This is a genomic window from Pseudomonas sp. BF-R-19 (genome assembly GCF_019956445.1).
Classification (GTDB): domain Bacteria; phylum Pseudomonadota; class Gammaproteobacteria; order Pseudomonadales; family Pseudomonadaceae; genus Aquipseudomonas; species Aquipseudomonas fluorescens_BH.
Window position 1 is genome coordinate 76,707 of sequence record NZ_JAHBDN010000059.1, and the last position, 12,322, is coordinate 89,028.

General features: G+C 59.8%; 10 protein-coding genes. 5 read left to right on the forward strand and 5 right to left on the reverse strand.

The window, feature by feature from the left end:
• Window positions 1-84: 84 nt before the first annotated feature.
• Window positions 85-1,161 carry an S-methyl-5-thioribose-1-phosphate isomerase gene (gene mtnA, locus KGB28_RS16500; protein WP_150753948.1) on the reverse strand — a complete coding sequence of 359 codons (1,077 nt, stop codon included), beginning with the start codon at window positions 1,159-1,161 and terminating at the stop codon, window positions 85-87.
• Window positions 1,162-1,269: 108 nt separating this feature from the next.
• On the opposite strand from mtnA, the gene KGB28_RS16505 reads away from it, so the two are divergent.
• The 5 genes from KGB28_RS16505 (at window position 1,270) to KGB28_RS16525 (ending at window position 6,239) form a co-directional block, all read left to right on the forward strand.
• Window positions 1,270-2,604 carry a TRZ/ATZ family hydrolase gene (locus tag KGB28_RS16505; RefSeq protein ID WP_150753949.1) on the forward strand — a complete coding sequence of 445 codons (1,335 nt, stop codon included), beginning with the start codon at window positions 1,270-1,272 and terminating at the stop codon, window positions 2,602-2,604.
• A 58-nt stretch (window positions 2,605-2,662) separates the two neighbouring features.
• Window positions 2,663-3,361: a bifunctional 2-polyprenyl-6-hydroxyphenol methylase/3-demethylubiquinol 3-O-methyltransferase UbiG gene (gene ubiG / locus KGB28_RS16510; RefSeq protein WP_033055822.1), complete on the forward strand. Its 699-nt coding sequence runs from the start codon at window positions 2,663-2,665 to the stop codon at window positions 3,359-3,361.
• A 4-nt stretch (window positions 3,362-3,365) separates the two neighbouring features.
• Entirely contained in the window at window positions 3,366-4,037 is a 672-nt protein-coding gene (gene mupP / locus KGB28_RS16515) for an N-acetylmuramic acid 6-phosphate phosphatase MupP (RefSeq protein WP_056727168.1), read from the forward strand.
• Between the two features lie 167 nt (window positions 4,038-4,204).
• On the forward strand, window positions 4,205-4,945 hold the full coding sequence (locus KGB28_RS16520; protein WP_007999919.1) for a YciK family oxidoreductase: 741 nt from the start codon (window positions 4,205-4,207) through the stop codon (window positions 4,943-4,945).
• 367 nt (window positions 4,946-5,312) lie between these two features.
• Window positions 5,313-6,239, forward strand: coding sequence for a GGDEF domain-containing protein (locus KGB28_RS16525; protein ID WP_150753950.1), 927 nt, complete (start codon window positions 5,313-5,315; stop codon window positions 6,237-6,239).
• A gap of 151 nt (window positions 6,240-6,390) precedes the next feature.
• On the opposite strand, the gene KGB28_RS16530 is transcribed toward KGB28_RS16525, so the two are convergent.
• The 4 genes from KGB28_RS16530 to KGB28_RS16545 form a co-directional block, all read right to left on the reverse strand.
• Window positions 6,391-7,152: an iron-containing redox enzyme family protein gene (locus KGB28_RS16530; protein ID WP_263296771.1), complete on the reverse strand. Its 762-nt coding sequence runs from the start codon at window positions 7,150-7,152 to the stop codon at window positions 6,391-6,393.
• 76 nt (window positions 7,153-7,228) lie between these two features.
• Window positions 7,229-9,688: an EAL domain-containing protein gene (locus KGB28_RS16535; RefSeq protein ID WP_150753952.1), complete on the reverse strand. Its 2,460-nt coding sequence runs from the start codon at window positions 9,686-9,688 to the stop codon at window positions 7,229-7,231.
• A 188-nt stretch (window positions 9,689-9,876) separates the two neighbouring features.
• Window positions 9,877-11,694 (reverse strand): ABC transporter ATP-binding protein, encoded by a 1,818-nt coding sequence (locus tag KGB28_RS16540; RefSeq protein ID WP_150753953.1) that lies wholly within the window; start codon window positions 11,692-11,694, stop codon window positions 9,877-9,879.
• Window positions 11,687-12,289, reverse strand: a complete 603-nt coding sequence (locus KGB28_RS16545; RefSeq protein ID WP_185754836.1) for a DsbA family protein — start codon at window positions 12,287-12,289, stop codon at window positions 11,687-11,689. Before KGB28_RS16545 ends, KGB28_RS16540 begins: the two co-directional genes overlap by 8 nt.
• Window positions 12,290-12,322 lie beyond the last annotated feature (33 nt).

Here is a 12,322-nt window from a genome sequence, read left to right on the forward strand (position 1 = left end):
CGCTCCCACAGGTTTTGTGAACACCATAAAACACTGTGGGAGCGGGCTTGCCCGCGAAAGCGATTGAATAGACGCCAAAGATAATTAATGCAGACGCTTACGGCACATCAACTGCGCCATCTTCGCCGTATCCGGACGCTCGACGATGCCTTTTTCGGTGACGATCGCATCGATCAGATCCGCCGGCGTCACGTCGAACACCGGGTTAAAGGCATGGACATCAGCGCCGACTCGCTTGCCACCGACCTCCAGCAACTCGCGACCATCACGCTCTTCAATCGGAATGTCATCGCCACTGGCCAGGTTCATGTCGATGGTCGAACTCGGCGCCACCACCATGAAGCGCACGCCGTGGTGCATGGCGTTGACGGCCAGTTGATAGGTGCCGATCTTGTTGGCCACGTCGCCATTGGCGGTGATCCGGTCAGCACCGACGATGACCCAGGTAGGGCCTTTGGTCTTCATGATATGCGCCGCGGCGGAATCGACATTGAGGGTCACGGGAATGCCTTCATTGGCCAGTTCCCACGCGGTCAGTCGCGAGCCCTGCAGCCATGGGCGGGTTTCGTCGACATAGACCTGCTCGACCATACCCTCGATGAAAGCCCCACGAATCACCCCCAGTGCCGTGCCAAAGCCGCCCGTGGCCAGCGCGCCGGTATTGCAGTGGGTGAGGATCGCCTGGGCGTTGCCCTGATGCTTGCGGATCAGGTCGACACCCAGTTGCGCCATGGTCAGGTTGGCTTCGCGATCACTTTCGTGAATGGCGATGGCCTCGGCCTCCAGTACCGCGAGCGGATCGGCATTGTCCTTCAGGCGATCAAGCCGGTCGTGCATGCGACCCAGCGCCCAGAACAGGTTGACCGCAGTAGGACGGGAATCGGCCAACAGCATGAAATCCTCTTCCAGTGCAGCGTACCAGTCGCCACCCTCGGCAATCCGGGCACGGGCCGCCAGTACGATGCCATAAGCGGCGCTAATGCCGATGGCCGGCGCGCCACGCACCACCATCGAGCGAATGGCCTCGGCCACGCCAGCGGCGCTGGTGTAGGCAATCCAGGTTTCCTCGAACGGCAAAATACGCTGATCCAGCAGATGAAGAGCGCCATCACGCCAATCGATGGCCTTTACCTTTTCCGCAGCCAACAGTCGATCGCGCATCCCTCACCCCGCACTCATGAACAAAAGCCGCCGATTATAGCGATCCCCCCGCGAAGACGCTCGGGTATACTTCGCCATCCTATACAAAAGCACTGGAACCGACCTTCGATGCCGAACACTGCCGCTGCGCTCGACCTGTTATTGCTGCCGACCTGGCTGGTACCCGTCGAACCCGCTGGTGTTGTCCTCAAGGAACATGGCGTGGGCATCCGTGATGGACGCATCGTGTTTATCGGCCCACGTTCCGCCGCGCTGAAGCTTAACGCAACCGAAACCCGCGAATTGCCCGACATGCTGCTCAGCCCCGGCCTGATCAATGCCCACGGGCACGCGGCGATGACACTTTTTCGTGGCCTGGCCGATGACCTGCCATTGATGACCTGGCTGGAAAACCACATCTGGCCCGCCGAAGCCAAGTGGGTCGACGAGGACTTCGTGCGCGACGGCACGGATCTGGCCATTGCCGAGCAAATCAAAGGCGGCATCACCTGTTTCTCTGACATGTACTTCTTCCCGAAGGTTGCCAGTGAGCGCGTGCACAACAGCGGCATTCGCGCGCAGATCGCGATTCCGATCCTCGATTTCCCCATTCCGGGCGCCGCTACCGCGGACGAAGCCATTCGTCAGGGCGTTGAGCTGTTTGGCGATCTCAAGCACCACGAGCGCATCAAAGTCACCTTCGGCCCCCATGCACCCTACACCGTGGGCGACGAAAACCTGGAAAAAATCCGGGTGATTGCCGAAGAGCTGGACGCTTCGATTCACATGCACGTACATGAAACCGCCTTCGAAGTGCAGCAATCGGTCGAGCAACGCGGTGAACGACCGCTGGCGCGACTGGCGCGACTGGGCTTGCTGGGGCCACGTTTCCAGGCAGTTCACATGACCCAGATCAGCGAAGAAGACCTGGCGCTGCTGGTAGAAAGCAACAGCAATGTGATTCATTGCCCGGAGTCGAACCTGAAGCTGGCCAGCGGGTTCTGCCCGGTCGAGCGTTTGTGGCAGGCCGGGGTCAATGTTGCGGTCGGCACCGACGGCGCAGCTAGCAACAATGACCTGGACCTGCTTGGCGAAACCCGCACTGCAGCCCTGCTGGCCAAGGCTGTCGCCGGCTCGGCCACCGCGCTGGATGCCCATCGTGCCTTGCGCATGGCCACGCTAAACGGTGCCCGGGCGCTGGGTATCGAGGCCGAAGTCGGCTCATTGGAAATCGGCAAAGCGGCGGACATGGTGGCTTTCGATCTCTCCGGCCTGGCCCAGCAGCCGGTCTACGACCCGGTTTCGCAGCTTATATATGCCACTGGCCGGGACTGCGTGAAACACCTTTGGGTTGCCGGCAAGCAACTGCTCGACGACCGTCGCCTGACACGCCTGGATGAACAACAGCTTGGCACTGTCGCGAAGGCCTGGGGCCAGCGCATCAGCGGCCGCACCGAATCGTAAGCACCCTGGAGCACAATCCGGGGCAACAGGATTTTTCAAGTTTTAGAGGACTTAAACCATGAGCAACGTCGACTACGCCGAAATCGCCAAATTCGAGGCCCTGGCCCATCGCTGGTGGGACCGCGAAAGCGAATTCAAACCGCTGCACGACATCAACCCGCTGCGGGTCAACTGGATTGACGAGCGGGTCAACCTGGCCGGCAAGAAGGTCCTCGACGTCGGTTGCGGCGGCGGCATCCTCAGCGAAGCCATGGCTCAGCGCGGCGCGACCGTGATGGGCATCGACATGGGTGAAGCGCCGTTGGCGGTTGCCCAACTGCATCAGCTGGAGTCGGGCGTGAGCGTCGAGTACCGGCAGATCACCGCCGAAGCCCTGGCCGAGGAAATGCCCGAGCAGTTCGACGTGGTCACCTGCCTGGAAATGCTTGAGCACGTGCCGGACCCGTCGTCGGTCATCCGTGCCTGCTTCCGTATGGTCAAGCCCGGCGGCCAGGTGTTCTTCTCGACCATCAACCGCAACCCGAAGGCGTACCTGTTCGCCATCGTCGGCGCCGAATACATTATGAAGCTGCTGCCGCGCGGCACCCACGACTTCAAGAAATTCATCCGCCCTTCCGAACTCGGCGCCTGGAGCCGCATGGCCGGCCTGACCGTCAAGGACATCATCGGCCTGACCTACAACCCGCTGACCAAGCACTACAAACTGGCCTCCGACGTGGACGTCAACTACATGATCCAGACCCTGCGCGAGGAGTAAGCCGATGCCAATCAGAGCAGTTCTTTTCGACATGGACGGCACCCTGCTCGACACCGCGCCGGACTTCATTGCGATCTGTCAGGCAATGCGTGCCGACCGCGGCTTGCCGCCGATGAACGACAAGCACATCCGCGACGAGATTTCCGGCGGCGCCAAGGCGATGGTCGCAGTGACCTTCGCCATGGACCCGGAATCGCCGGGTTTCGAGGAACTGCGACTGGAGTTCCTGGAGCGTTACCTCGTCGGTTGTGCAGTCCACAGCAAACTGTTCGACGGCATGGGCGAGTTGCTGGCGGACATCGAGAAGGCCAACCTGATCTGGGGCGTGGTCACCAACAAGCCGCTACGCTTCGCCGAGCCGATCATGCAACAGCTGGGGCTGGCTGAACGCTCTGCGCTGCTGATCTGCCCGGATCATGTGAAGAACAGCAAACCGGACCCGGAACCGCTGATCCTCGCCTGCAAGATGCTCGACCTGGACCCGGCCAGCGTGCTGTTCGTCGGCGATGACCTGCGCGACATCGAGTCGGGCCGCGATGCCGGCACCAAGACTGCTGCGGTGACCTTTGGCTATATCCACCCGGATGATAATCCGCGGCATTGGGGTGCGGATGTGGTGGTCGATCATCCGCTGGAGTTGCGCAAGGTGCTCGATAGTGCGCTTTGCAGCTGCTAAGTCGAATCGCTTTTTTGTAGGAGCGAGCTTGCTCGCGAAAAACCTGAGAATGCCGCTGGGTGTCAGGCTTTACGCGTAATCGTTGACGACCATCGTCGGAACGCCGCCCGGAGCTAGCTCGCTCCTACAAGGGCAGCGCCTGTCTTCTGATTTGTTGAGGTTTTTTTATGTTTGATTATTCCGCCCGCCCCGAACTGCTCAAGGATCGGGTCATTCTGGTCACCGGCGCAGGACGCGGCATCGGCGCCGCTGCGGCAAAAACCTACGCGGCCCACGGCGCAACCGTGCTGTTGCTGGGCAAGACCGAAGCCAACCTGACCCAGGTCTACGACGAAATCGAAGCCGCCGGCCATCCACAACCGGCGGTGATCCCATTCAACCTCGAAACCGCCCTGCCCCATCAATACGATGAGCTGGCAGCGATGATCGAAAGCGAGTTCGGACATCTCGACGGCCTGCTGCACAATGCTTCGATCATCGGCCCGCGCACGCCGATCGAGCAGCTTTCCGGCGAAAACTTCATGCGGGTCATGCAAGTCAACGTCAATGCCATGTTCATGCTCACCAGCACACTGCTGCCGCTGCTCAAGCTGTCGCAGGATGCCTCGGTGGTGTTTACTTCCAGCAGCGTCGGCCGCAAGGGACGTGCGTACTGGGGTGCTTACGGTGTCTCCAAATTCGCCACTGAAGGCCTGATGCAAACCCTGGCTGACGAAGTCGATACCGTGGCCCCGGTACGTTCCAACAGCATCAACCCGGGCGCTACCCGCACCAGCATGCGCGCCCAGGCTTACCCGGGCGAAAATCCGCTGAACAACCCGACGCCCGAGGAGATCATGCCGGTCTACCTCTATCTGATGGGCCCGGACAGCACCGGTATCAATGGCCAGGCGTTCAACGCCCAGTAACGACCGCACGTCGCTTTTTGGTGCCGCGCCAGCTTCCTGTCGCGGCGCTCGAACTCGAGCCAGGCACCTGTCAAACAAACGTCGCACGCAGCGCTACACAGCTAACAGTTAATCCACAACTAATTGATTTAATACAGATTTTATTCGGATGAACCGAATGGCACGACTTTCGCTCTAAGTTTGCTCAGACACGCAACGTGAAAGCAGGCAGGGGTGAAGCTTGAGTGCTGAGATTACTCATCTTCTACAAAGCGGATTAAACTTGTACGAAATGTCCTACGGGACTGACGGACCAGTACGACGCGCAGCCCTAAGCCGCTCTCACCCTGCTTGTAAGACACCCTTACTGCTTAGGGGCGCACGCCTTATGAAACCACCTTCCCAGACCAACGCAATTGACTTCGATAGCGCCAAATTGCAGCGCCTGGGCTTTGGTCAGCAGCCGCCTCTTCTGGAAAGGCCTGTCAGTCTTGCGCAATTGCGCCAGCAACTGAGCCTGCAGTTGCAAACCAGTCTGGAGCCGCAACGCATTCTTGGGACGTTCTACCGCGAGATTCAGCGATTGGTGCCGTTGGACGCTTTGTGCTACCTGCACAAGAGCAGTGACCTGCGCCTGGAGTTCGGCCAACGCGGCCACCATTCCATCAGTTACAGCCTCAGCCACGAAGGCGAACACCTGGGTGAGCTGACTTTCCGTCGCAATCAGCGTTTCAGCGAACAGGAACAGGGCAATCTCGAATCACTGCTGGCCGCGCTGCTTTTCCCGATGCGCAACGCGCTGCTTTACCGTACCGCCACCCAAAGCGCACTGCGCGACCCGCTGACGGGCACCGGCAACCGCATCGCCATGGACCAGACGCTACAAAGGGAAATCGAGCTGTCCCGACGCCATCTGCAACCGTTGTCGGTGCTGATGCTGGACATCGATCATTTCAAGCAAGTCAATGACACCCATGGCCACAGCACTGGCGATGACGTGCTCAAGGCGGTCGCCGCCACGATCAAAAACCAGCTGCGCAACGTGGACATGGTGTTTCGCTATGGCGGTGAAGAGTTCCTGATCCTGCTCTCGAACACCTGCCGCGAGGCCGCGGCCTTGGTCGGTGAGCGGCTGCGGTTTGCAGCGCAGTCTGAAGAGTACCTGGCCGATGGTCATACGGTCGTGCTGACGGTCAGCCTCGGCTGTTCGACCCTGTTGCCCGGCGAGTCTGCCGAAAGCCTGTTGCGACGGGCAGACAGCGCGCTGTATGTGGCCAAGCGCGAAGGTCGTAACCGGCTGGAGATGGCAGGCTGATTTTTCAGCCACGACACAAACCAATGTGGGAGCGGCGGTGCGACGATTCGACTTGCTCGCGAAAGCGTCGTGTCAGCCAGATTTATGCTGAATGACACACCGCTTTCGCGAGCAAGCCCGCTCCCACAGTTTTTACTGCGTAATAGCTGGATTAGCCTTCGGCCAGTGCCATCCGCTCACGCACGACCGGTGCCCGCTCTGCGTGCTCCAATTGCATGCAACGTTCGAGAAACAGGTGCATGTAGTCGTAGCTCTTGCAAACGACCTGACGCAGCTCCACCTGCAAGGATTTGCTCGGGTTGGTGCCCGCCAATGTGCAGATGATCTCCAGGGCTTCCCATGGATGGGCATCGTCGTACTGGGCATGCATCTTCAGCCACTTCATCGCCCGCTTGCGATCTTCCTCGGGGAACGAGGCGGCGTAGATACCGTTGGAACACACTACCGCCGACCATTCCCCGGTCGCCCCTTCAATGGCGTAGTTGGTGGCGGCAATCGCAACGATCAGCGAGTCGGCTGAACTGGTGTGCCAGCACCAATGGCTCAGGGCGTGAAGCTCGGGGGGAACCTGCTGGGCCTGCAGCTCTTCCAGGCTGACACCGTGCGCGCGACTCCAGTGCACCCAGTAATCGGCGTGGTTCAATTCGACGCGGATGTTGCGCATCAGCCAGCGACGGGCCATGTCTTCGCCGGGATGACGGGCAAAGCGGGTCTTGGTCAGGTTTTGTGCCATATACAACGCGAACTGTTCGACCACCGGCCAGCCACCGATCAGGTACTGGCGCATGGTCTTCGCACTGAGTTTGTTGTCTCGCATGCGTTGGTACAGTTCGTGTTCGACAACCCGGCGCTTGCTCTCGCTGCAATCCTGGATCAGGCGCTGGGCCCAGGCAGGGTAACTTGCAGCTTCCATGAGCGGTCCGGTTCGGATGAATGTGTCGATCACTGTCGAGCTCCTTTTGATTGTGATTGTGAGACCGGCAGGAATTTCAACGGAACGTGCCAGGCGCCTTGAATAACAGCGGCTGAGGTCTGGCAGGACGACTTAACAAGCTATCGCCGGTAAACAACTGCGGGCGTTCAATCACATACCCTTGAGCGTAATCCACCCCGATCTCCAGCAATGCCTGCTCGATCTGGGGCGTTTCGACAAACTCGGCAATCGTGCGCTTACCCATCACATGGCCAATGTGATTGATCACTTCGACCATGGCGCGGTTAATCGGGTCGTCCAGCATATCCTTTACGAAACTCCCGTCGATCTTCAGGAAGTCTACAGGCAAATGTTTCAGGTATGCGAATGAGGACATTCCGGCACAAAAATCATCCAGTGAAAAATGGCAGCCTAAGCCTTTGAGTTCATTAATGAATCGAATGGCGCTGCCAAGATTTGAAATGGCGCTGGTTTCAGTAATTTCAAAACAAATCATTTCAGGCGGAACCGAATACGTCACAAACTGTTCACGCAAAAAGTCCAGGAACGCCTCATCCCCGATCGTCGTGCCTGACAGATTGATCGCACACATGGCCAGTGGCCCGGGGCCTTGCTCGGCCCGGCATTGGGCAATGATCTTGAACACGTTCTGCACCACCCAACGATCCAGCGAGCTCATCAGGCCATAACGCTCGGCAGCCGGAATGAAGCTGTCAGGCAAGATCATCCGCCCGGCTTCATCATGCAATCGCAGCAGAATTTCAATGTGCCCGCCGCCCTGATCGACATGACCCAAGGGGGCAATTTCCTGGGCATACAGGCAGAAGCGGTCTTCCTCCAGCGCCATGTGCAAACGCTGCACCCAGGCCATTTCGCCGAAGCGCAGGGACAATTCCGAGTCATCCGGATGATAGACCTGGACCCGGTTCCGGCCCTTTTCCTTGGCCATGTAGCACGCCATGTCGGCAGCACGCAGCGAGGTTTCGAGCGTCGTCGGATTCTGTGCGACATGGACCAGCCCGATACTGACAGTGGTCACGAAAGGCCGGCCCTTCCAGACAAAATGCAGATTCTGCACAGTCTGTCGCAGGCTTTCGGCAATTTTCTCCGCCGCTTCCGGTGCGCAGTTTTCCAGCAGGATACCGAACTCGTCGCCGCCAAGGCGCGCCAAGGTATCGCCTTCGCGCAGCCCGGATTGCAACAAGGCACAGATATGCCGCAACAGTTCGTCGCCCGCCGCGTGGCCGCAGGTATCGTTGACCAGTTTGAACTGATCCAGATCGAGGAACATCAGGGCATGGCGACCCGCGTAGCGGGTCAGGTTATGCAGCGCCTGTTCCAGGCGATATTCGAACTCTCGGCGGTTGGCAAGCCCGGTCAAGGCGTCGTGGGTCGCCTGCCACGACAGATTGGCGATGTATTGCCGCTCCTGGGTCATGTCATGCAGCACCAGCACCGTCCCGCTGACTTTGCCGGCATTGCGGATCGGCGCGCCCACCAGCGTGACCGACACCGTGCTGCCATCCAGGCGTTGAATCAGCTTGGAGTGTTCACTGCCGCCACTGAGCTGGCCGCTCAGAATATGTTCGATCAGAGTGAAACCGTCGGACTGGGCATTTTCGTCCAACAGGTTGAACAGCGCCGCCAGCGGCAACCCCGTCGCCTGCTCGGCCTTCCAGTGGGTCAACGCTTCGGCCGCCGGATTCATGTAGGCAATCGCACCGGAAACATCCGTGGTGATCACGCCGTCGCCAATTGATTGCAGGGTGATCTGCGCCCGTTCTTTCTCCAGTTGCAATGCATCGGCGAAGGCATGGCGCTGCTTGAGCAGTTTATGGGTGCGCATCAAGGCCAATGCAATCAAGCCCAGGGCGGTGGCGAGGTTGGTCACCAGCAACAGTCGCAGGATCATCCGCGAGCCTTCGCCCAAGGCATCGCTGAAGGCCTTCGCCGCCGGTGTCACACTTTCGTTGATGACGAATATCTGATCCTTCCAGCGCTTGATATCGGCATCGGTGGCCTGCCTGGTGGTGATGCGTTGATGCATCTCCCGCGCAATGGCATCGAGTTGCACCAGATACGCGTCGCCCACCCTCCAAAGGTCGATGGCTTTCTCGTGGTAACTGAAGTGCCGGAAATTCAGGTACAGCCAGATCACACTGGTGATGTCATCCGGATGGTTGCCGCCCTTGAGGATCGCCACACGTGCCGCCTCGATGTTCGGCGGCCGATGATCGAGCGCCACACGTAATTCATGCCCGCCCTGAGGCACGGAAATGGCGTTCTGGTATTTATGAAAAATCGCTTCGTCGCCGCTGTCGGCGTAGAGGTTGAGGTAATAGATGGCGTCTTTCTGGCCCTTGGACCATAGGCTTTCGCCGGCAACATAGCCGCGAACCGCCGACAGCACGTAAAGGCTAACGCCGCCCAACAAGGCTTGAAACACCACAACGGCGATAAATGGCCAGACGATGCCCAACAACCGTGGCGTTCCGAGAGTCCGGGTTTGATTCATGTGGTCCCTTGCATTAGCACTGCCTGCTCGTCTTCCGGACGAAATCGCTGTAGCTAGACTAGGTTGCGATTCCAATCCCGGCAAGCGACACGCTATGCCCGGTGGGAGTATCGCGGCCGCTGAATCCGGTCGCGGCGATGTTTTTTTATAGTAATGAAGTAGCGTCCTGTACCCTTGATATCATCTCGCTACAACCGCTGCAAATGACCGTAGAGCTTGGCGTACAGACCACCCTCGGCAATCAGCTGCTGATGATCGCCATCCTCGGCAACTTGCCCGCCGTCGAACACCAGCACACGGTCGGCCTGTTTTACCGCCGAAAGTCGGTGGGCGATGATCAACGTGGTGCGGTTGCTCAGGAAACGCGCCAGCGCCTGGTGCAGGTTGTATTCGGTGGCGGCGTCCAGCGCGGAGGTGGCTTCGTCGAGGATCACCACCTTGGGCTCGGCCAGTACCATCCGGGCGATGGCCAGGCGTTGACGCTGCCCACCGGACAAACGTACCCCGGAGCGCCCGACGACGCTGTCCAGGCCATTGGGCAAATCCCGGACCGTGCCGTGCAATTGGGCGATTTCCAGCGCCTGCCAGCAGGCCTCGTCACTGCGCTCGCGGCCCATGGTCAGGTTGGCCCGGATGGTGTCGTTGAACAGCGCCGGATGCTGCAGGACCACCGCAACATTTTCCCGCACGGTTTCCAGGCCGATCTCCTGCTGGGTCGAACCGCCGAAGCGAATGGTTCCGGCCAACGGCGTGTACAAGCCCAGCAGCAGTTGCACCAGCGTGCTCTTGCCACCGCCACTGGCGCCGACGATCGCGACCTTTTCACCGGGGGCGATGGACAGGTTCATCTGGTTCAGGACCAGTTCATCGCCGTAACCGAAGCTCAGCCCCTGGACTTCCAGCCCGACCGTTTCACGACCGACAAATGGGTCGACACCGCCCGGGTATTCGGGCTCATCGGCTCGGGACAGCAGTTCGTTGATCCGCGACAGCGCACCACCGGCAGCGTAGTAGGCATATTGCAGGTTCAGCAGTTGTTCCACCGGACCGATCATGAACCACAGGTAGCTGAACACCGCGAGCATCTGGCCGATTGAAAGGTCGGAAAACAGCACGGTGAGCATCGCCGCGGCCCGGAAAATATCGATGCCGAACTGGAACAGCAAACCGCTGGCCCGATTCGACGCATCGGTTTTCCATTGCGAATTCACCGCATAGTCACGCACGTCCCGGGCGCGTTGCCCCAAGCGACCGAGGAAAAACCCCTGGCGGTTGCCGGCGCGAACTTCCTGGATGGCATCCAGCGTTTCGGTCAGCGCCTGGGTAAAGCGCGAAGTACTGTCGTTCTCGAGTTTCTTCAGGTGCTTGACCCGCTTGCCCAACTGCACCGTGGCGTAGATCACCAGCGGGTTGAACAGCAGAATCAGCAATGCCAGTTTCCAGTGCATCCACATCAGAATGCCCGCCGTACCGACCAGAGTCAGCATGGCCACGAGGAAACGGCTGAGGGTTTCGCCGACGAATTTGTCCAGCGTGTCCAGGTCCGTCACAAGGTGCGTGGTCACCGTACCACTGCCCAGGCTTTCATATTCGCCAAGGGAAATACGCTTGAGACGCTCGATCAGGCGAATGCGAAGGCGGTAGACGATGTCCTTGGCCAACCCGGCGAACAATTTCGCCTGCACCACGTTGAACAGCAACGCCATGCATCGCAGGGTCAAGGTCACCAGCAGCATCAGGCCGATGTAGCCCGCGGCTTTCTGCCAGCCTTCGGGCAGCGCGTGGTTCATGATCTTCAGCGCGGCATCACCATGCCCCAGCAACACCTCGTCCACCAGCAACGGCAGGAGCAAGGGAATCGGCACGCTGCACAAGGTCGCCAGCACGGCCACGCCGTTGGCGATCCACAGGGATTTCTTGTGATGCAGGGCCAGGCGGCGGATTTCCGCCCAGCTCAGACGGTCGACACGTTTAGCGGTAGCAACATCATCGGGCAGGTCATGCACAGGCAGCACGCTCCAGCCAGCGGCCGAGCAGCGGGGACAACTCGCTCAACGGCTGATAGCCATTGGTCAACAACGCCAACTGCCCATTTCGCTCAGCCAGCAACGTAGGAAAACCGGCGATACCCAGGTCCTGGACCCAAGTGAAATCGGCAGATGTCGCGGCGTGCGTATCGGCACGGTCAAACGCGGCAGCGAATTCAATTCGTGGTAGACCGGCCTGCTCTGCCAGCTCCACCAGGACACTGGCGCGCGTGACATCGCGACCTTCAGCGTAAAAGGCGTGCTGAATCAGCCCGAGCAGTTTCCACGCACAATCCGGCGCCAGGTTGCGGGCAGTCACCAGCGCCCGACAGGCAGGTTCGGTGTCGTAGACAAAACCGTCAGGCAACGCGCCTTCGCGCTTGAACGGCTGGCCGGTAGCCTCGGTGACCGCCTGCCAGTGTTCAAGAATGTAGCGCCGGGTGGTCGGTTCCAGCGCAGCGCCACTGCCAGTGCGCAAACCACCCACCACCAGATGCACGTCCACACCGGCCGCCGCCGCCTGCTCTACCAATGCGTTTGCAACCGGAGCGAAGCCCCAGCACCAGGAACACATCGGGTCCATCACATAGAGCAGGCGCGCAGACAT

Coding starts and splice junctions, on each gene's coding strand:
- mtnA (WP_150753948.1), bottom strand. CDS start 1,161: ATGCGCGATCGACTGTTGGCTGCGGAAAAGGTAAAGGCCATCGATTGG.
- KGB28_RS16505 (WP_150753949.1), top strand. CDS start 1,270: ATGCCGAACACTGCCGCTGCGCTCGACCTGTTATTGCTGCCGACCTGG.
- ubiG (WP_033055822.1), top strand. CDS start 2,663: ATGAGCAACGTCGACTACGCCGAAATCGCCAAATTCGAGGCCCTGGCC.
- mupP (WP_056727168.1), top strand. CDS start 3,366: ATGCCAATCAGAGCAGTTCTTTTCGACATGGACGGCACCCTGCTCGAC.
- KGB28_RS16520 (WP_007999919.1), top strand. CDS start 4,205: ATGTTTGATTATTCCGCCCGCCCCGAACTGCTCAAGGATCGGGTCATT.
- KGB28_RS16525 (WP_150753950.1), top strand. CDS start 5,313: ATGAAACCACCTTCCCAGACCAACGCAATTGACTTCGATAGCGCCAAA.
- KGB28_RS16530 (WP_263296771.1), bottom strand. CDS start 7,152: ATGGAAGCTGCAAGTTACCCTGCCTGGGCCCAGCGCCTGATCCAGGAT.
- KGB28_RS16535 (WP_150753952.1), bottom strand. CDS start 9,688: ATGAATCAAACCCGGACTCTCGGAACGCCACGGTTGTTGGGCATCGTC.
- KGB28_RS16545 (WP_185754836.1), bottom strand. CDS start 12,289: ATGTGTTCCTGGTGCTGGGGCTTCGCTCCGGTTGCAAACGCATTGGTA.